Below are 19,734 nucleotides of genomic sequence, written 5' to 3' on the forward strand. Positions count from 1 at the left end.
ACCCGATGTCCAGTCCTCCCATCCGCCGCGGCCCTTCGCAGCCCGGCGACAATGGCCGCATCACGGTCGATCTGGCGGCCCTCGCCGCCAACTGGCGGGCGCTCTCCGCCCGGCTCGCCGAGGGCACGGAATGCGGCGCCGCCGTCAAGGCCGGTTGCTACGGGTTGGGCGATGCGCCCTGCATGACGGCCCTCTGGCAGGCCGGTTGCCGGAGCTTCTTCGTCGCCACGCCGCAAGAAGGCGCAAGGCTGCGCAGCCTCCTGCCCGGGGCGGCCGTCTACATTCTGAACGGCCTCTACCCGGGCGATGCGGCATACTATGCCGCCCATGAACTGCGCCCCTGCCTCGGCTCGCCCGCAGAGGTCGCCGAGTGGCGGGAGGCCGGAGCCCCCGGCCCTTCGGCGCTCCATGTCGACACGGGCATCAGTCGGCTCGGCCTTGCCGCCGAGGAAGCCGCCGGAGTCGCCGCCGACGGGCTGCCGGGACTGTCGCTTGTGATGTCGCATCTCGCCTGCGCCGACACCCCGGACGCTCCCTCGAACGCGGGCCAGCTCGCCCGTTTCCGGGAGATTGCGGCCCAGTTTCCGGGCGTGCCCTGTTCGCTCGCGAACTCTGCCGGCATCTTTCTCGGCCCCGACTTCCACTTCGATCTCGCCCGCCCCGGCATCGCGCTCTATGGCGGCCAGCCATCGAGCGATCCGGCCAGCCGGCTCGCGCCTGTCGTGACGCTCGAGGCCCGCATCCTGCAGACCCACCTGCTGAAGCGCGGCCAGACCATCGGCTACGGCGCGGCCTGGACCGCGCCCGCCGACATGCGCGTCGCCATGGTTGCCGCCGGCTATGCCGACGGCTATCTGAGAAGCGCCGGCTCGAGCGACGGCCGGCCGGGTGCCGACGCCTGGCTTGCCGGATACCGCCTGCCGGCGCTCGGCCGCGTCTCCATGGACATGACCGCCTTCGATGTCAGCGCCCTGCCCGGGGGACTAGCCGAACGCGGCGTCTTCATCGAGCTCTTCGGGGCGAATATCGGCGTCGACGAGGTCGCCACGGCGGCCGGGACCATCGGCTACGAGCTGCTCACCTCGCTCGGCCACCGCTTCACCCGCCGCCATATCGGCGACCCGACAGGAACCACCCGCTGATGGCCAAACGCGCGACCGCCTTCGTCTGCCAGTCCTGCGGCGCGGTTGCCGCCAAATGGGCCGGACGGTGCGACAGCTGCGGCGAATGGAACACGCTGGTGGAAGAGCGCAGCGGCTCCGGCGTCGGCGGTTCGCCGACAGTGGCATCGCGCAAGCGCGGACGGGTCGTGCCGCTGGTCGGGCTGTCGGGCGAAAGCGAGGCCCCGGCGCGCGTCGAGACGCGGGTCGGCGAACTCGACCGCGTCACCGGCGGCGGTTTCGTGCGCGGCTCGGCGCTGCTCGTTGGCGGTGACCCGGGCATCGGCAAGTCGACGCTGCTGATCCAGGCGGCCGCCCGCGTCGCGCGGCTCGGCCATCGCGCCGTCTACATCTCAGGCGAGGAGGCCATCGACCAGGTGCGGCTGCGCGCCGCGCGCCTCGGCCTCTCCGACGCACCCGTCGGGCTTGCGGCGGAGACGAGCGTCGAGGACATCCTCGCGACGCTGACCGACGGACCGCCGCCGGCGCTGGTGATCATCGATTCGATCCAGACGCTTTGGTCGGAAATGGTGGAATCGCCGCCAGGCACGGTCACCCAGGTGCGCGCCTCCGCCCAGGCCCTGGTGCGTTACGCCAAGTCGAGCGGCGCCACGGTGATCCTTGTCGGCCACGTCACCAAGGACGGCCAGATCGCCGGTCCCCGCGTCGTCGAGCACATGGTCGACGCGGTGCTCTATTTCGAGGGCGACGGCGCCCACCAGTACCGCATCCTGCGCTCGGTCAAGAATCGCTTCGGCGCCACCGACGAGATCGGCGTCTTCGAGATGACCGACAAGGGGCTGGCGGAAGTCGCCAATCCCTCGGCGCTTTTTCTCGGCGAACGCTCCGGGCGCACGCCGGGATCGGCGGTTTTCGCCGGACTGGAGGGCACCCGGCCGCTGCTGATCGAGATCCAGGCGCTGGTCGCCCCCTCGCCGCTCGGCACGCCGCGACGGGCGGTGATCGGATGGGACAGCGCAAGGCTTTCCATGATCCTCGCCGTGCTGGAGGCGCGTTGCGGCGTGCGCTTTGCCCAGAACGATGTCTACCTGAACGTCGCCGGCGGCCTCCGGGTCAGCGAAACCGGCGCCGACCTTGCGGTTGCGGCCGCGCTCATCTCCTCGCTCAGCGGGGTTGCCCTTCCCGCCGATTGCGTCTATTTCGGCGAGGTCAGCCTCTCCGGCGCGGTCCGGGCGGTCTCGCAGTCGCAAAGCCGCCTGAAGGAAGCGCGGAAACTGGGCTTCACCTCAGCCTTCGTGCCGGAAGCGGATGCCGGCGACAGCGATGGCGGCAAGGTGACGGGTCTGAGCGAGCTCACCGACCTCGTTGCCCGGATCGCGGCAAGTTCGGCCGGCGCCGACCGGCCGGCGGACGCAGACGAATAGACCGGACCTCGTCCGGAATGCATGATTGGCCGGACCTCGTCCGGCAGGCATGATCCGGGCAGCGCCCCGGAGCGGACAGACGGACACGAACCGCGCCCGACCCACGCGGAAAACTGGGTCGACAACGCCTTTAAGGCTGCGATCAGGGACCAGGCCGAGCAATGCCGATCACGATTCTCGACGGAATCCTTCTCGTCATAATGCTCCTCTCGGCCGTCCTGGCCATGATCCGGGGCTTCGTCCGCGAGGTCCTGTCGATCGCCTCCTGGGTGGCGGCCGCCGTCGCGGCCTTCTACCTGCACAAGCAGGTACTGCCCTTCGCCAAGCAATATATCAACAACGACAGTGTCGCGCTCGGCGTTGCCGTCATCGCCGTCTTCCTGGTGACCCTGATCGTCGTCAGCTACATCACGATGCGGATTTCCGACTTCGTCCTCGACAGCCGCATCGGCGCCCTGGACCGTACGGTCGGCTTCGTTTTCGGCGCAGCCCGCGGCCTGCTTCTGGTGGTCGTGGCGATGCTGTTCTTCAACTGGTTCGTGCCCGGGCAGGAACAGCCCGCATGGATCGCGTCGGCGAAATCCAAGCCGATGCTCGACAGCATCGGAGACAGGCTGATCGCCGCCCTGCCGGAGAACCCGGAAAACACCATCCTCGACCGGATCCGCAACCGCACCGAGCAGACCGAGGGCGGCACGACGCCTCCGGCCGGCCAGCCGGCGGCGACCACCGAGGAACCCGGCTACTCCGACAGCGAGCGCCGCGGCCTCGAACAGTTGACGACATCGGGTTCGTCCACCAACTAAGGTCCCGTGGCCGGACACGGAGCCGGCCCGGACCCCGACCGCTATCCCTGCGCCCAGGGCGGACCGCCAAAACCGGTTCCGTCCCTTGCGCGTTTTGCAGCCCCTTCTGACGACGGCAGGCGCCGCACCGCCAGGGGCAACCAGGAGCAAGGCCATGGCCTATCCCGAACATGATGATGCTTCCCGCAACGAGAACGTGACGACGGACTTCTGGCGCGAGGAGATCGAAGGCGACAGGCTGCACGAGGAATGCGGCGTGTTCGGCATCCTCGGCCATGACGACGCCGCCGCGATCACGGCGCTCGGCCTGCACGCCCTCCAGCATCGCGGCCAGGAGGCGGCCGGCATCGTCACCTTCGACGGCAGCCAGTTCCGCTCCGAGCGGCATCTGGGCCTTGTCGGCGACCACTTCTCGGATGCCGAGACGATCCGCCGGCTGATGGGCCCCTACGCGATCGGCCATGTGCGCTATTCCACGTCCGGCGAGACGATCCTGCGCAACGTGCAGCCGCTGTTCGCCGAGCTCGACGGCGGCGGCATCGCGGTCTGCCACAACGGCCACTTCACCAACGCGATGACGCTGCGCAAGAAGCTCATCAAGGAAGGCGCTATCTGCCAGTCGACGTCCGATTCGGAAGTCGTGCTGCAGCTCGTCGCCCGGTCCCGCAAGGACAAGATCGTCGACCGCTTCATCGACGCCATCACCCAGATGGAAGGCGCCTATTCGCTGGTCGCGCTGACCCGCAAGAAGCTGATCGGCGCGCGCGACCCCTTCGGCATCCGGCCGCTGGTGCTGGGCGATCTCAACGGCGCCCCGATCTTTGCCTCCGAGACCTGTGCGCTCGACATCATCGGCGCCAAGTTCATCCGCGAGGTGGAAAACGGCGAGGTGGTGGTCTGCACCCCCGGCGGGATCGAGAGCTACTTCCCCTTCGGCCGCCGCCCGGCGCGTCCCTGCATCTTCGAATACATCTACTTCTCCAGGCCGGATTCGGTTCTCGGCGGCCGCAGCGTCTATGACGTGCGCAAGGAATTCGGCCGCCAGCTGGCGCTGGAAACCCCGATCGAGGCCGATGTCGTGGTGCCGGTGCCCGATTCCGGCGTCCCCGCCGCGCTCGGCTACGCCGATGCCTCGGGCATCCCCTTCGAGCTCGGCATCATCCGCAACCACTATGTGGGGCGGACCTTCATCGAGCCGACCCAGCAGATCCGCACCCTCGGCGTCAAGCTCAAGCATTCGGCCAACCGGGGGCAGATCGAGGGCAAGCGCGTGGTGCTGGTCGACGACAGCCTGGTGCGCGGCACGACCTCGGTGAAGATCGTCCAGATGATCCGCGATGCCGGCGCCCGCGAGGTCCACTTCCGCCTCGCCTCGCCGCCGATCCGCTTTTCCGACTATTACGGCATCGACACGCCGGTGCGCGAGAAGCTGCTGGCGGCGAAATACAGCCTCGAGGAAATGCGCAACTATATCGGCGCCGACAGCCTCGCCTTCCTCTCGGTCGACGGCATCTACAAGGCGATCGGCTACGAGGGGCGCGACAACGAGGCCCCGCAGTTCACCGACCACTGCTTCACCGGCGACTATCCGACGCCGCTCACCGACATGGCCGAGGACGGTGATGTCACCCATCTGCCGCGCCTGGTCGAAGTAGGATAGCAACATGACGAAAAGGTTCGAAGGGCGGGTCGCCGTTGTCACCGGCGCCTCGCGCGGGATCGGCTACTTCACCGCCCGGGCACTCGCCTCCGAGGGCGCCCATGTCGTCGCCGTCGCACGCACGGTCGGCGGGCTGGAGGAACTCGACGACGAGATCCGCGCCGCCGGCGGACAGGCGACGCTGGTTCCGGTCGACCTCACCGACTATGACGCGATCGACCGGCTCGGCGCCGCCATTCACGAGCGCTGGGGCAAGCTCGACGCGCTGATCGGCAATGCCGGCATTCTCGGCGGCCTGTCACCGCTCGGCCATATCTCGCCGCGCGTCTGGGACAAGGTGATGGCGATCAATGTCACCGCCAACTGGCGCCTGATCCGCTCGCTCGACCCGTTGCTGCGCCAGTCGGACGCCGGCCGCGTGGTGTTCCTGTCCTCGGGCGCTGCACACAAGTGCAAGGCCTATTGGGGCCCCTATTCGGTCTCCAAGGCCGCACTGGAGGCGCTGGTGCGCACCTATGTGGCGGAGACGATGCAGACGCCGATCACCGGCATGCTGGTCAATCCCGGCCCGATGCGCACCGCAATGCGCGCCGAGGCAATGCCCGGCGAGGATCCCGAGACGCTGCCGCACCCCTCCGAACTGGCGGCTTCCATCCTCGATCTCGCGGCCCCGGAAAACCAGGCGAACGGAAAGCTTTTCGATTTTCCCTCGAAAGAGTTGCGCGACTTTATTCAAGTGTCGTCGTAAGCGCCTCTGCGCGTCTTCCGCAACGGAAAATCGGTATTTCCTACAGTGCCGAAAACGAAAAAAGGCGAGCCACGCGAAGATCGCATGGCTCGCCTTTTGCATTTGTGCGTTCTGCTTCCCGTCTTCGGCCTCAGCCGGTATCGTCCTTGTCGTCATCGCCAAGATGATCAAGGTCGGTCTCGTCCTCGCCGTCATCGACGGTCTCCGCCGGCTCGTCCTTGAGATATTTCTGATGCCAGTGCCAGGCCAGCGGGATCGAGACCAGATAGCCGGTAACGCCGAGCGCCAGGATCTCGAACGGATAGCTGACAAGGAGCGCGACCAGGAACACCGCCGCCACGAAGAGCGGCAGGACCAGGTCGCGGCGGATGCGCGAACCGAGCTTCTTTCCCGAGAATGTCGGCAAGCGGCTGACCATCAACAGCGCGATCGCCACCACGTAGAGAGCCACGACAGGTGCCAGTTCGGGCCAGTGCGGCAGCACCCCGGCGAGCTCCAGGTAGACGGGAAAGAGGACCGCCAGGGCACCGGCGGGCGCGGGAACGCCGGTGAAGAAATTCACCGCCCAGGCAGGCTTGTCCGGATCCTCGATCGAGACATTGAACCGGGCCAGCCGCAGGGCGGCCGAGATCGAGAAGATCAACGCCGCGATCCAGCCGATGGACCGCACCTCCTGCAGGAGCCAGGAATAGAGGATCAATGCGGGCGCGACGCCGAAATTGACGAAATCGGCGAGCGAATCCAGTTCCGCGCCGAACTTCGACGTTCCCTTGAGCAACCGGGCGACACGGCCGTCGAGCGCATCGAGTACGGCGGCGATGACGATGGCGCCGATGGCGTAGTCCCAGCGGGCCTCCAGCGCCATGCGAATGGCGGTGAGACCGGAGCACAGTGCCAGCAACGTCACCAGATTGGGCAGGATCAGGCGCAGCGGCACCCGGCTGAAGCGCGGCGCGCGGCCGCGACGGCGGCGCGTCGGGCCCGGGTCATAGGGAGCAAAGGGAGCGGACATCCTGACGTCCGCCTCAGCTGACCCGCGAGAGCACGCTTTCGCGCGTCTCGGTGGAAAGGTCCGCGATCACCGTTTCGCCGGCCACCATGGTCTGGCCGACGGCGACCCTGACGCTGGCTTCCTCCGGCAGGTAGACATCGAGCCGCGAGCCGAAGCGGATCAGGCCGAAGCGCTCGCCGGCGCCGACATTCTCGCCTTCACGCACGAAGCAGACGATGCGCCGCGCCACGAGGCCGGCGATCTGGACGACGCCGATGCGGGTCTCGCCGCTTTCGATGACCAGTCCGTTGCGCTCGTTCTCTTCGCTCGCCTTGTCGGATTCCGCGTTGAGGAAGGAACCCGCGCGATAGGCGACGCGGGTGATGCGGCCGCCGATCGGCGCGCGGTTCACATGGCAATTGAACACATTCATGAAGATGCAGATGCGCATCATGGGATCCGTGCCGAGATCCAGTTCCACCGGCGGCACCGCCTGACCGACCTGGCAGACCGTGCCGTCCGCCGGCGAGACGACGAGATCGTCGTCGATGGGCGTCACACGGGCCGGGTCGCGGAAGAAGTAGGCGACCCAGGCGGTCAGGATCAGGCCGATCCAGAACAGCGGGTCGACGAACCAGCCGATGACCAGTGTCGCGGCACCGGCAATGGCGATGAAGGGCCAGCCCTCCCGGTGAATCGGGACGAGCGTCTTGGTAATCGTATCGGTCAGCGACATGGGCGGTCCCGTTGGTAAGCGCGGCCACGCGCCCGGCCGGAGCCGGCGCGCACCAATTCCGCCCCTTTTGCACCGGAGAGAGCGGCAAAATCAATCCGTCGCGGAAAATGACCTGCCCGGGCGGTGCTCCCGGGCCTATTTCGCAGGCACGTCCTCGCCGGCACGCGGACCGCGCACGACGAACCCCGTATCGTTCTCGCGGGCGGCACGCAGCCGCTCTTCGGCCTCGCTTGCCTCCTGCTGGCGCGCCCACATGGAGGCGTAGAGCCCCTGCCCGGCCAGCAGATCCTGATGACGGCCGCGCTCGACGATGCGTCCGCGCTCCAGCACCAGTATCTCGTCGGCATTGACGACGGTGGACAGCCGGTGGGCAATGACAACCGTGGTGCGGTTGCGCGAAACCTGGTCAAGAGCCGCCTGGATCTCACGCTCGGTATGGGTGTCGAGCGCGGACGTCGCCTCGTCGAGGATCAGGATCGGCGGCGCCTTGAGGATCGTCCGGGCAATCGCGACACGTTGCTTCTCGCCGCCCGACAGCTTCAGTCCGCGTTCGCCGACTTCCGTCCGGTAGCCCTGCGGCAGCGCCTCGATGAAGTCGGAGATCTGCGCCATCCGGGCGGCTTCGCGCATTTCGGCCTCGTCCGCGTCCGGTCGACCGTAGCGGATATTGTAGGCGACCGTGTCGTTGAACAGCACCGTGTCCTGGGGGACCATGCCCGTCGCCTTTCGAAGGCTCTCCTGGGTGACGTCGCGCACGTCCTGCCCGTCAATGGTGATGCGCCCGCCCGTGACGTCGTAGAAGCGGAAGAGAAGCCGCGAGATCGTCGACTTTCCCGCTCCCGACGGCCCGACAATGGCCACGGTGCGACCGGCGGGAACCTCGAAGCTGATGCCCTGCAGGATCGGCCTGTCCGCATCGTAGTGAAACACGACGTCCTCGAAGCGCACCGTGCCGCCATCCACGGCAAGCGGCTTCGCGCCCGCGCGGTCGGTGATTTCGGCCGGCTGGCCAAGAAGCTGGAACATCGCCTCCAGGTCGGTCAGGCCCTGGCGAATCTCGCGGTAGAGAAAGCCGATGAAGTTGAGCGGGATCGACAATTGCAGCAGCAGGGCGTTGATCATGACGAAATCGCCAATGGTCTGCGTTCCGGCCATCACCGCGCGCGCCGACATCACCATGCAGATCGCCGTTCCGCCGCCGAGAATGACGGCCTGGCCGAAGTTCAGCCAGGCAAGCGATGTCCAGGTCCGTGTCGCGGCGCTCTCGTAGCCGGCCATCGAGCGGTCGAAACGCTCGGCCTCCATCTGCTCGTTGCCGAAATACTTGACCGTCTCGAAATTGAGCAGGCTGTCGATGGCCTTGGAATTGGCCTCCGTGTCGTTGTCGTTCATCTCCCGCCGAATGGCGATGCGCCAGTTCGAGGTCTGCACCGTGAACCAGGTGTAGGCGACGATCATCACCGCGACGACGACCACGTAGAGGAAGCCGAACTGGAACCAGATCACCCCGGCCATCACGCCGAATTCCAGGATCGTCGGAATGCCGTTCAGGATGGTGAAGCGGACGATATTCTCGATGCCCTTGACGCCGCGCTCGATCACCCGCGACAGCCCGCCGGTGCGCCGCGCCAGGTGGAAGCGCAGCGACAGGGCATGCAGGTGGCGGAAGGTCAGAAAGGCAAGCTGGCGCACGGCGTGCTGGCCGACGCGGGCGAACAGCGCGTCGCGCAGCTGATTGAAGCCGACGAAGAGCACCCGCGCGACATTGTAGGCGATGACCAGCATCACCGGCGCCACCAGCCAGACCGGAAGCGTCCCCAGCCCGAGGGTCCCCCCGGTGGAGCCGGCATCGCCGCCCTCCGCCGTCAGCGCGTCTGTTGCCCACTTGAAGAAGTAGGGCGAAAACACCGTGACGATCTTCGCGATCACCAGCGCCACCACGGCAAGGCCGACCCGCATCTTCAGGTCGGCCCGCTCGGAGGGCCAGATATAGGGCCAGAGCTGCCCGAGCGTCTTGAGGGTGGAGACCTCGTCGGCAGAGATCTGCGGCGCGGGCCGGGCAATGCCCGAGCGTCGGCTGGTCATTCCATGTCCTTTCGACAGGCGCCGGCCGGCGCCTGATCCGTGTTGGGTGCCGGTTCGCCACACGCCGGCGCGGCGAAAATCTGGCGAGTGGCGGTCTCGACAAGCGCGCGCGCGTCGCCCGCAAGCCGGTAATGGCAGCAACGCCCTTCGCCGCGCATCTCGACGAGACCGCTCGCCCTCAGGACGGCCAGGTGCTGCGAGACGGTTGACTGGGCAAGCGGCAGGGTTCGCACGATGGCGCCGCAGCAGGCTTCCGCACAGGACGACAGGGCCGCCAAAATCTTCACCCGCACAGGATGGGCGAGCGCCTTGAAGACCTGTGCCAGCCGCTCGCCCTCGACAGCCGACAAGGTGGCTGGCGCAGGAGCGGACCGCCCGTCATCACGCGTTGCAAGCTGGATGTCCATGAAAGACCTGAGCCATCGTAATTTACCGATAGATCAGGTTCTAGAAGGCCAACCGGCACACCGCAAGGCCGGCGCCATCGCCTTTTCGCGCAGACCCGCGGACTTTCCCCTGAAACACGGCGGAAACACCGGTTTGCGGCCGGGTCGCACGCAAACGAAAGTCGGCGCGGCCCGGGGCAAGGCATCACTTCCGGCGGCGCTCGTGGCGGTAGAGCGTGTCCGTCGTGAAGATCGCCAGCGACACCCAGATCAGGCCGAAAGTCGCCAGCCGCACCGGCTCCACCTCCTCGCCATAGACATAGAGCGCCAGCAGGAACTGGATGCTCGGGGCGATGTATTGCATCAGGCCCACGGCGGTCAGCGACAGGCGCCGCGCCCCGGCGGCGAACAGCGCCAGCGGCACGGCCGTCACCACGCCCGTGCCGATCAGGAGCATGAACAGGCCCGGCCGGTCGAGCGGCAGCACGTCGGCCATGGCCGCTCCGCCGTCGGATACCCCCGCATAGACCAGATAAGCAAACGCCAGCGGTGCCAGCACGATGGCCTCGACCATCAGTCCCGGCGAGGCGCCGACGGCCACCGTCTTGCGCAGATAGCCGTAGGAGGCGAAGGAGAATGCCAGGGCCATCGACACCCAGGGAAAGCCGCCCAGCGCCAGTGCCTGGATGCCGACCGCCATCGTGGCAAGCCCGATGGCAGTGGCCTGCCAGCGGCTCAGCGTCTCCTTCAACACCAAAAGGCCGATCGCGACGGAGACCAGCGGATTGGCGAAATAGCCGAAGCTCACCTCCAGGATGCGGCCGCGCTCCACGGCCCAGATGAACACCAGCCAGTTGATCGAGATGACCGCGGCCGACAGCGCCAGTTTGGAAAGCGTCGCGGGATCGCGCAGGATCGCCCCCACCTCCCCGAGCCGCCCGCGCCAGCCGAGGAAAATCGCGAGGAACAGCACGGACCAGAGGATCCGGTGGGCGACCACCAGGTCCGCCGGAATTGCCGCCGTCCACTTGTAATAGGCAGGCAGGAAGCCCCAGAGCAGAAACGCGGAAAGTGCGAAGGCAAGGCCGAGGCGCCGTTCGGCGTCCTCCGCCCCGATCGCCGGGGTGGTCGTCATGATCAGCTGGTCCGATATGGCCGCTCGGGGCCTGTCAGCGGCCCGCCTTCAGCAGCGTGTAGGTGTGAGAATCGATCAGCGCCTGGAACGACGCATCCACGATATTGCCGGAAACCCCGATCGTGAACCAGCGTTTATGCGTGCGCCGGTTCTGGCTCTCAATCAGGACGCGCGTGACGGCGTCGGTACCGCCATTGAGGATACGCACCTTGAAGTCCGTCAGCTCCATCTCGTCGATGATGTCCTGATAGCGGCCGAGATCCTTGCGCAGCGCCGTGTCGAGCGCATTGACCGGGCCGTTTCCTTCCGCCACCGACATGCGCGTCTCGCCGTCGATGTCGACCTTGACCACGGCCTCGGACACCGTCACCAGCTCGCCGATGGCGTTGAACCGCCGCTCGACCATGACGCGGAAGGAATGAATGTCGAAATAGCGCGGCACTTCGCCGAGCCGCCGGCGCGCGAGCAGTTCGAAGGACGCGTCCGCCGCCTCGTAGGCATAGCCCTGCGCCTCGCGTTCCTTGACGTCGGCGAGCAGCGTGTCGAGGCGCGGATCGCTCTTCTCGACGGAAATCCCGAGCCGGGCAAGTTCGCCGATCAGGTTGGACTTGCCGGCCTGGTCGGAAACAAGCACCCGGCGGCGATTGCCGACCGTTTCCGGCGGTACATGCTCGTAGGTCTCCGGCTCCTTGAGGATCGCGGACGCATGGATGCCGGCCTTGGTGGCGAAGGCATTTTCTCCGACATAAGGCGCGTGGCGGTTCGGCGAGCGGTTGACGATCTCGTCGAAGGCCCGCGAGATCGCCGTGATGTCGGCAAGGCCCTCGGACGTCACGCCCAGCGCGAACATGTCCCTGAACGGCGCCTTCAGCATCAATGTGGGAACGAGCGTCACCAGATTGGCGTTGCCGCAGCGCTCGCCGATCCCGTTGAGCGTACCCTGGATCTGGCGCGCGCCGGCCGCCACCGCGGCCAGCGAATTGGCGACCGCATGACCGGTGTCGTCATGGGCATGAATGCCCAGATGCCTGCCCGGAACGCTGGCACCGACAAGCCGCACGATCTCCGAGACCTCGTGCGGCAGCGTGCCGCCATTGGTGTCGCACAGGACCACCCAGCGCGCCCCCGCCTCGAAGGCGGTCTTCGCGCAGGCCAGCGCATAGTCCGGATTGGCCTTGTAGCCGTCGAAGAAGTGTTCGCAGTCGATCATCGCCTCGCGGCCACTGGCAACGACCGCCTCGACGCTCTCCCGGATGGAGACAAGGTTCTCCTCGTTGGAACAGCCGAGCGCGACACGCACGTGATAGTCCCAGCTCTTGGCAACGAGGCAGATCGCATCGGCAGCAGAGCCCAGCACCGTCTGGAGGCTCGGGTCGTTGGCGGCCGAGCGGCCGGCGCGCTTGGTCATGCCGAAGGCGGTGAAGGTCGCGGCTTTCGTCCGCTTTTCCTCGAAGAAGGTCGTGTCCGTCGGATTGGCCCCCGGATAGCCGCCCTCGACATAATCGACGCCGAGCCGCTCCAGCAGCTCGGCAATCACGATCTTCTCCTCCACCGAGAAATCGATCCCCGCCGTCTGCGCTCCGTCGCGCAGCGTCGTGTCGAACAGGTAGAGGCGTTCCGCTGTCATGGTCGTGATCCCTGGGGCCGCCGGCTCTTCAGGCCGGTCTCGATGTCGTCTCTCTCGGTGCCGGCGGAACCCGCCGGCGCCCTGTCAGTCGTCGCGCGCCGGAGCGGGCGGATGCGACCACGCATCCTGGGGCCAGTCGGCCGGCGGCCAGTCTGCGGTATCCTCGTCCGGATGCTGGTTGGAACGGATATCGGCCAGAAAGCCGGCATTTTCCGTATCCTCGATGGTTTTCAGGCCCGGCAGGCCGGCAAGCTGGTCGACAGAGGCGACCTTGCCCTCCACTCCGTACTGGATGGTCGGCACGATGCCCCCCGGCGCATCGAAGGCGCCGATGGCAACCGCCATCGTGTTCCCCGGCTCCTCATAGGTGAGCGGCGTGCCGCATGCGGCGCAAAACCCGCGCGCGACGTGGTTGGAGGAGCGGAACCGCGCCGGCTCGCCGCGCGTCCAGGCAATCTGTGCCTTGTCGATGGCAACCAGCGGGGCGTAGAAGCCGCCGAACGCCTTCTGGCACATCCGGCAATGGCAGATCGAGGCCCGGCCCAGCGCGCCGGAAATGCGGAACCGCACCGCGCCGCACTGGCAGCCGCCGGTATGGATCTCGGTTTCACTCATGTCTGTTCTCCCGTATGGCACCGCTCGGTTCGCGCCCGGTACCTTGTGACTGACACTCGACAAGTATCCGCCTGCAGACGCCATCCAGTTCGTTCATCACATCCACATTCCAGAACCTGAGCACCGTCCATCCAAGCTCTTCAAGTCGCCGGTCGCGCCGCCTGTCAGCCCGAAGACCGTTGATTTCACCATGCTGCGACCCGTCCAGTTCCACGATCACGCGGTGGGCCGGTGCCGCGAAATCAACGATATATCCGGCAATCGGCATCTGCCGGCGAAATCCTACCCCTTCGAGACGGTGCGCCCTGAGCACATTCCAAAGACGGCGCTCCGCTCCGGTCATGTCCTTGCGCAGGCGCTTGGCATTGGTCCGCAGGCGGGCTGCTTGCTCCTGTCGCTCCATGACCCTGCCCAGCCCCCTGCCCCGTTCCGGCCCCGATATTCCCCCCTCTGTCGGCTATCGCCGACATCTCCCCCTCAAGGGGGGAGAAAGGAGGCTGTGGAACCGCTCGAACCTCCGCTTCATCTCCGAGCCTTCTGAGGGCCGCAGACCAGGCGGAGCACGGTCCAGCCTGTCCGCTTGCGCCCCCTCTCCCCCCTTGAGGGGGAGATGTCCCCGTCAGGGGACAGAGGGGGGCCAAACGTCCCCTCGACTACCTGGCGTGCGAGTTGAGAGCGCCCTTTCCCCGCTGCGGGCTTCGCCGGCATCTCCCTCTGAAGGGCCGAGATATGAGTTCGGGCACAGTCACTGCGCCATCTCCCAGCTTGTCTCGACGAGGCCCGTCGCCTTGTCCTTCGTGTCCTTGAGGACGACGCCTTCGGCGGCGAGCAGGTCGCGGATGCGGTCCGCCTCGCCCCAGTCCTTCGCCTCGCGCGCCGCATTGCGTTCCGCGATCAGGGCATCCACCCGGGCCGCAAGCGCCGGATCGGCGGCGGCAGGCCTGCCCGCATCGACAGCCTTGCGGATATCGGCAAGGTCGAAGCCAAGGAACGCCAGCGCATCGGCAAGCGCCTGCGCCGACGCCGTGTCCCCGCCGCGCGCCTCGCGCGCCAGCCCGTGCAGAACGGCAAGCGCGCGCGGCGTGTTGAGATCATCGGTCATGGCTTCGAGGAATTCGGCCGCAGGTTCCGCGCCGACGGTCGCGGCAACACCGTTACGGGTGAGCAGGTCGTCCCACTTCTCCAGCAGGCCTTCCGCCTCCTCCAGCGCCTTTTCGGTGAAGTCGAGCGGCTGGCGATACTGGGTCATCAGCAGGACGAGGCGGATCGCCATGCCCGGCCATCTGCGGCCGCCCACTTTCTCCGTTTCGAGAAGGTCGTGCAGGGTGATGAAGTTGCCGAGCGACTTCGACATCTTCTCCCCTTCCACCTGCAGGAAGCCGTTGTGGAGCCAGTAGCGCGCCATCAGCTGGGTGCCATGGGCGCAGCAGGACTGGGCGATCTCGTTCTCGTGATGCGGGAAGATCAGGTCGAGCCCGCCGCCGTGAATGTCGAAGACCGGCCCCAGATGATGCGCGCTCATCACCGAGCACTCGATATGCCAGCCGGGACGCCCCCGCCCCCAGGGGCTGTCCCAGCCCGGCTCGTCGCCGGACGAGAGCTTCCAAAGGACGAAATCGCCAGGGCTCTTCTTGTGGGCATCGACGGCAACCCGCGCGCCGGCCTTCTGGTCTTCCAGGACGCGCCGGGAAAGTTCGCCATAAGCGGGCATCGAAGCAGTGTCGAACAGAACCTCGCCGCTCGCCTGATAGGCGTGTCCCCGGGAGATCAGCGTGTTGATCATCTCGATCATGCCGGCGATATGCTGGGTCGCGCGCGGTTCGAAATCCGGCTCCAGGCAGCCCAGCGCCTTGACGTCCGCATGGAACTGGTCGGCCGTCTTCCGCGTGACCTCCGCGATCGCCTCGTTCAGCGGCAGGTCCGGATAGTCGCGCAGGGCACGCGCGTTGATCTTGTCGTCGACGTCGGTGATGTTGCGCACATAGGTGACGTGGTCGGCACCATAGAGATGGCGCAACAGCCTGTTGAGCACGTCGAAGACGACGACGGGCCGGGCATTGCCGATATGGGCATAGTCATAGACTGTCGGCCCGCACACATACATGCGCACGTTGCCGGCGTCCTCCGGCACGAAATCCTCTTTCGTGCGGGTCAGCGTGTTGGTGAGTTTCAATCGATGGTCGGAAGGCATGATCGGTCGTCTCCTGGCCGGCTGGCCGGGGCGTCCGTCTCAATCTCCCGTGTCGGAGAGCATCGCGCATGAGGGAACGGCCACAGCCAGCTTTGTCGCTAGCTGCAAATAATGAGAATCGAAATCGTCATCCGGGTGGCCGTTGTCATGACAATGGTTCTGACCCGTTTGCCCGCCCCGGTCAAGCCGCAAAGGGCGGATCGACGCCCCTCCGGCGGCCTTTTTGCTGGCCTGCGACACGTGTTCTGCATCACACTGGCGTTGTGGAGCGCGTGCCATATTGCCGGTGCGAGTCAGCCATATGAAGGGGAGGTTTTCATGAGCCAGTTCGACGGCGGCAACGCCACCATGCCGCGAGGGGCCCGGCGCGGCGTTCCGGCAACGATCGCGGGCCTCGCCCTGGCGCTGCTCCTGGGGGCGGGCGGCGGTCCGGCCTTCGCCCAGTCGGCGCTGCCGCTTGAGACCGCCCCGGCGGGATCCGCTCCCGCCGATACCGCGCGGACCGAAGCGCCCGCCGCTCCCCTTCCCACCGACCCGCTGGCGATGGCGATTGCCCGCGAACTTTCCACCAACACGACGGTGATGCTCGATGCCGCGTTCAACGCGGGCAGCGAGGACGAGCTGGAACTCGGTATTTCCGGCTTCTATGAAGGACGCCTCTTCCAGCCGCTCTGGGTCACCGACACCGGCCTCAACCCGCACGGGGAAATGTTGCTGACGGCGTTCGAGACAGCCGCGCAGCATGCGCTCGACCCGGCCGACTACGATGCCGAGCGGCTCCATGCGATGGCCGGCAAGGCCGCCGGCGTGGAGGACCTCGCAGCTCTGGAAGTGGCGCTGTCCAACACCTTCGTCACCTATGCCAATCACCTGACGGCCGGTCGGGTGAAGCCGAACGAGGTCAACAAGTCCCTCAATCTCTTTCCCAGGGCACCCGATCCGGCCGTGCTGCTGGAATTCGTCGAATCCGGCGAGGATTTCGCCCTCGCCCTCGACAGCCTTTCCCCCAACACACCGAATTACGCGCGTCTCAAGGCAGCGCTCGCCGATTACCGGACCAGGGAGAAGGCTGGCGGCTTCACCGTCATTCCCGATGGCGAGACCCTGAAGCCGGGGATGACCGACACGCGGCTCGACGCCCTGCGCGCGCGCCTTGCCGAACAGGATCTCTTCACCGCAGGCACGCATACGGGCGATGTCTATGACGGCGCGCTTGTCCAGGCGGTCGAGCTTTTCCAGGAGCGCCACGGGCTGGCCGTCGACGGTGTCATCGGCAAGAACACGCTCGCCGAGATCAACGTGCCGATCTCACGCCGCATCGACCAGATGGAACTGAACATGGAACGGCGGCGCTGGATGCCCGACGATCTCGGTCGCCGCTATGTCTTCGTCAATCTCGCCGACCAGAACCTGAAGGTCGTCGACAACGACAAGACGATCCACACCACCCGGGTCGTGGTCGGCAAGCCCTATCACGCCACACCCGTCTTCTCCGACCAGATCACCTATGCGGAGGTGAACCCCTACTGGACGGTGCCCTATTCCATCGCCACGAAGGAATACCTGCCGATGCTGCAGGCAAACCCCGGCGCACTCGCCGCCAAGGGCATCCGCGTCTTTTCGGGAAATCGCGAGGTCGATCCCTGGTCGGTCGCCTGGGGCAGCTACAGCCGCCGCAGCTTCCCCTTCACGCTGCGCCAGGATCCGGGCGAGAACAACGCACTCGGCCGCATCAAGTTCATGTTCCCCAACTCGTTCAACATCTACATCCACGACACGCCCTCCAAGGCGCTGTTCGCCCGGGCCCAGCGGTCCTTCAGCCATGGCTGCATCCGCGCCGAGGACCCGTTCGCGCTCGGCGAGGCGCTGCTCGCGCCTGACGGCTGGGACAAGCGCAAACTCGAGGCGGTCCGCGACACCCGCAAGCGCCGGGTGATCAAGCTGGCCAACCCGCTCCCCGTGCATTTGACCTACCTGACAGCCTGGGTGAACAAGGACGGCTCGGTGCATTTCCGTCGCGACATCTACGAACGCGACAAGGTGCTGGCCAAGGCCGTCGCCTCGCTGCGGCCGACGGATCTGTAGGCTCGGCATCGCCTTGCGAGGTCCGGGAGTTGGCGACGGCTTTCTCCCGGCCCCGCAGTCGGAGCACCCCGGACGATCCGGGCTCCTCCGGTTTACCAATATGAACCGTACATAAAGGGACGTCTCAGAACGGGTTCAGCCGCCAGCGGGCATGATCGGGCCATGATCAACTCCTGCGTATCGGAGCCCGCCATGTCCCTGTCCCTCATCTCGACCTCCCGCCAAATGATTGCAGCGATTCTTTTCGGCGCCCTGCTGCTCTCGCCAGTGGCACTTTTCGTGCTCGCAAGTGATGCCGATCGGGGGTCTTCCTCGCGCATTACCGCGCAATACGTGTGCCCCTACAGCGATAGCGTGTGTTCCATCGCCATTCCTGCCAATGGCTCGTCTGTTAGCATTCGCTGATATCTTGCGTCCGCCCGATTGTTCGCCTCTAATGTCGCGACTTCGAATTGCAGATGCCTGAGCCTCCTCTCGAAGAGGCCACATTCGGACCCGAAACTGGGGCGTGATTGCAGGATCGCGCGTCATGCAGCAAGTCGGCCGACGCAGGCATTCGGGAAGGACAGGAATGATCAACGACCTTCAGGAAAAGGCCGAGGATGCGGCGAGCTTTCTCAAGATGCTCGCCTCCGCACCGCGCCTGATGCTCTTGTGCCATATGTCCAACGGCGAGACCAATGTCGGTCAACTCGCCGATCTGACCGGCATGCGCATGCCCACCGTATCGCAGCAGCTGGCCCTGTTGCGCGCCCAGGGTCTGGTGCGAACCCGGCGCGAAGGCACGACGATCTATTACAGCCTCGACAGCGAGGTCGCGCAGGACGTGCTTGCACTGTTGCAGAAGCATTTCTGCCCGCCGGAGACACTCGGCCTCAAGACGCTGGAAGCTGCATCCGCCTCCTGAACCGGGCCGGGCCGGGCCACGACACGTCGCCTGCGGCGCGGCGCGGGATGGCAGGCAGAACGAACGGCGACGGATCAGTCGTCCAGCCAGTCGGCGCAGCGCGGCGCGGTCGCCTCGCCCCAGGGCATGATCGGCACCGTGGAGGTCGAGTTCTTCGGGCTGCCCTCGATGATCTTGTCCGAGTAGACGAGATAGACAAGCACATTGCGCCTGGCATCGCAGCCACGCACGATCCGCATCTTCTTGAACATGAAGGAGCGGCGCTGGCGGAACATCTCCTCGCCCTGCTCGAACTTCTCCTTGAACGACACCGGTCCGACCTGACGGCAGGCGAGCGAGATGTCGGACACCTCCTCGGCAACGCCGAGCCAGCCCGAGACACCGCCCTTTTCGGGAACGGTGAAGTGGCAGGCGACACCCTTGATGAGCGGATCGTCGACCGCGTAGGTCGCCAGCTTGTGATCGGGGGTCAGGAACTTCCACACCGTCGACTTCTTGAAGATCAGGTCCGGTTCATCCGCCGAATAGGCCGGCTGGGCGATGGCCACCAGTGTAGCGGCGGCAAGCAGGGCGGCGCGAAAAAGACGTGCGATCATCATGAACTCCAGACGGTGTGCCTCTTCCATATGGGCGCGGGACCGTCCCCCCGCAAGCAACCGGCCGTCGGAAGAGCCGACCGTCAGAAGAGAATCCCGGCGACATGCACAAGACCGACCAGCGGCGACGGGGTCGCAAGCAAGAGCAGCGAGGCAAGGCTCAGGGCAGCCAGCAACAGGATCGCATACTGAAGCCGTCTCTCGCCCGCCCGTCTGGCGAAATGCCAACCGAAACCGTGCAGTGCGACGACGACCAGGGCAAGAGCAATGGTCATGCCGGTGGCCGATACCTGAAAGCCTCCCTGCTGTCCGGTCCCGAACATCAGCATCGGCAGGAAGGCGCCGGCGAGCGGCAGAAAGAGCACGTGGGTGAGAACGGTCCAGACCAGCGCGCCGCTTTGCGGCGGTGTTCCCGGGCGCTCGCGCCGCCCGGACCCGGCCGCGCCCGGTGTTGACGGTGAACCTGCCATTGCCTGTTGCCTCCTGCTCGCCGCAGCCGCTCTTGCGGGCAACCGGCATCGACGGTCGGGTCTGAGTGCCATGCCGGCGACCGACAGGCAAGCGCCGTGCCTGCGCCCACCGGTCGCACGGACATGGCGGCTCCCCCCTCAAGCCCTTGCC

At 66.4% G+C, this 19,734-nt stretch carries 19 protein-coding genes; 8 read left to right on the top strand and 11 right to left on the bottom strand.

All coding sequences use genetic code 11. The annotated features are described in order from the left end of the window. Nucleotides 1-5: 5 nt before the first annotated feature. The 5 genes from alr (at nt 6) to ACN0T5_RS03820 (ending at nt 5,759) form a co-directional block, all read left to right on the top strand. Nucleotides 6-1,142 carry an alanine racemase gene (alr, locus tag ACN0T5_RS03800; RefSeq protein WP_417767290.1) on the top strand — a complete coding sequence of 379 codons (1,137 nt, stop codon included), beginning with the start codon at nt 6-8 and terminating at the stop codon, nt 1,140-1,142. Further along, on the top strand, nt 1,142-2,545 hold the full coding sequence (radA, locus tag ACN0T5_RS03805) for a DNA repair protein RadA (protein WP_417767291.1): 1,404 nt from the start codon (nt 1,142-1,144) through the stop codon (nt 2,543-2,545). The genes alr and radA overlap by 1 nt, the downstream gene beginning before the upstream one ends. Nucleotides 2,546-2,706: 161 nt before the next feature. Further along, nucleotides 2,707-3,351, top strand: coding sequence for a CvpA family protein (locus tag ACN0T5_RS03810; RefSeq protein ID WP_417767292.1), 645 nt, complete (start codon nt 2,707-2,709; stop codon nt 3,349-3,351). A 154-nt stretch (nt 3,352-3,505) separates the two neighbouring features. Further along, nucleotides 3,506-5,011 (top strand): amidophosphoribosyltransferase, encoded by a 1,506-nt coding sequence (gene purF / locus ACN0T5_RS03815; RefSeq protein ID WP_417767293.1) that lies wholly within the window; start codon nt 3,506-3,508, stop codon nt 5,009-5,011. Nucleotides 5,012-5,015: 4 nt separating this feature from the next. After that, nucleotides 5,016-5,759: an SDR family NAD(P)-dependent oxidoreductase gene (locus ACN0T5_RS03820; RefSeq protein WP_417767294.1), complete on the top strand. Its 744-nt coding sequence runs from the start codon at nt 5,016-5,018 to the stop codon at nt 5,757-5,759. Nucleotides 5,760-5,889: 130 nt separating this feature from the next. Here the strand turns inward: ACN0T5_RS03820 and pssA are convergent, their stop codons facing one another. The 9 genes from pssA to cysS form a co-directional block, all read right to left on the bottom strand. Then, a complete protein-coding gene (gene pssA / locus ACN0T5_RS03825) occupies nt 5,890-6,771 on the bottom strand; it encodes a CDP-diacylglycerol--serine O-phosphatidyltransferase (protein ID WP_417767295.1) in 882 nt (293 codons plus the stop codon). Between the two features lie 13 nt (nt 6,772-6,784). Continuing rightward, nucleotides 6,785-7,486, bottom strand: coding sequence for a phosphatidylserine decarboxylase (locus ACN0T5_RS03830; protein ID WP_417767296.1), 702 nt, complete (start codon nt 7,484-7,486; stop codon nt 6,785-6,787). 135 nt (nt 7,487-7,621) lie between these two features. Continuing rightward, entirely contained in the window at nt 7,622-9,571 is a 1,950-nt protein-coding gene (locus ACN0T5_RS03835; RefSeq protein WP_417767297.1) for an ABCB family ABC transporter ATP-binding protein/permease, read from the bottom strand. Continuing rightward, entirely contained in the window at nt 9,568-9,978 is a 411-nt protein-coding gene (locus ACN0T5_RS03840) for an ArsR/SmtB family transcription factor (protein ID WP_417767298.1), read from the bottom strand. The genes ACN0T5_RS03835 and ACN0T5_RS03840 overlap by 4 nt, the downstream gene beginning before the upstream one ends. Before the next feature lie 184 nt (nt 9,979-10,162). Continuing rightward, nucleotides 10,163-11,092: an EamA family transporter RarD gene (gene rarD / locus ACN0T5_RS03845; RefSeq protein ID WP_417767299.1), complete on the bottom strand. Its 930-nt coding sequence runs from the start codon at nt 11,090-11,092 to the stop codon at nt 10,163-10,165. A gap of 34 nt (nt 11,093-11,126) precedes the next feature. Beyond that, nucleotides 11,127-12,719 carry a citramalate synthase gene (gene cimA, locus ACN0T5_RS03850; protein WP_417767300.1) on the bottom strand — a complete coding sequence of 531 codons (1,593 nt, stop codon included), beginning with the start codon at nt 12,717-12,719 and terminating at the stop codon, nt 11,127-11,129. Nucleotides 12,720-12,803: 84 nt separating this feature from the next. Beyond that, entirely contained in the window at nt 12,804-13,334 is a 531-nt protein-coding gene (locus ACN0T5_RS03855; protein WP_417767301.1) for a GFA family protein, read from the bottom strand. Continuing rightward, nucleotides 13,327-13,737 (bottom strand): endonuclease domain-containing protein, encoded by a 411-nt coding sequence (locus ACN0T5_RS03860; RefSeq protein WP_417767302.1) that lies wholly within the window; start codon nt 13,735-13,737, stop codon nt 13,327-13,329. The genes ACN0T5_RS03855 and ACN0T5_RS03860 overlap by 8 nt, the downstream gene beginning before the upstream one ends. Nucleotides 13,738-14,079: 342 nt before the next feature. Then, on the bottom strand, nt 14,080-15,525 hold the full coding sequence (cysS, locus tag ACN0T5_RS03865; RefSeq protein WP_417767303.1) for a cysteine--tRNA ligase: 1,446 nt from the start codon (nt 15,523-15,525) through the stop codon (nt 14,080-14,082). A 318-nt stretch (nt 15,526-15,843) separates the two neighbouring features. Between cysS and ACN0T5_RS03870 the strand changes: the two genes are divergently transcribed. From ACN0T5_RS03870 to ACN0T5_RS03880, 3 genes are all read left to right on the top strand, one after another. After that, entirely contained in the window at nt 15,844-17,610 is a 1,767-nt protein-coding gene (locus tag ACN0T5_RS03870) for a L,D-transpeptidase family protein (protein WP_417767304.1), read from the top strand. 192 nt (nt 17,611-17,802) lie between these two features. Further along, nucleotides 17,803-18,015, top strand: a complete 213-nt coding sequence (locus ACN0T5_RS03875) for a hypothetical protein (protein ID WP_417767305.1) — start codon at nt 17,803-17,805, stop codon at nt 18,013-18,015. 166 nt (nt 18,016-18,181) lie between these two features. After that, the gene (locus ACN0T5_RS03880) at nt 18,182-18,517 is read left to right on the top strand and encodes an ArsR/SmtB family transcription factor (RefSeq protein ID WP_417767306.1); all 336 of its coding nucleotides are present in this window, start codon (nt 18,182-18,184) and stop codon (nt 18,515-18,517) included. A 74-nt stretch (nt 18,518-18,591) separates the two neighbouring features. Here ACN0T5_RS03880 and ACN0T5_RS03885 read toward each other — a convergent pair whose 3' ends face one another. Together ACN0T5_RS03885 and ACN0T5_RS03890 are read right to left on the bottom strand one after the other, a co-directional pair. Next, a complete protein-coding gene (locus ACN0T5_RS03885) occupies nt 18,592-19,113 on the bottom strand; it encodes a CreA family protein (protein ID WP_417767307.1) in 522 nt (173 codons plus the stop codon). Nucleotides 19,114-19,196: 83 nt separating this feature from the next. Beyond that, nucleotides 19,197-19,583 (bottom strand): hypothetical protein, encoded by a 387-nt coding sequence (locus ACN0T5_RS03890; RefSeq protein WP_417767308.1) that lies wholly within the window; start codon nt 19,581-19,583, stop codon nt 19,197-19,199. Nucleotides 19,584-19,734 lie beyond the last annotated feature (151 nt).

Source organism: Stappia sp., assembly GCF_048261845.1.
Taxonomy (GTDB): Bacteria; Pseudomonadota; Alphaproteobacteria; order Rhizobiales; family Stappiaceae; genus Stappia.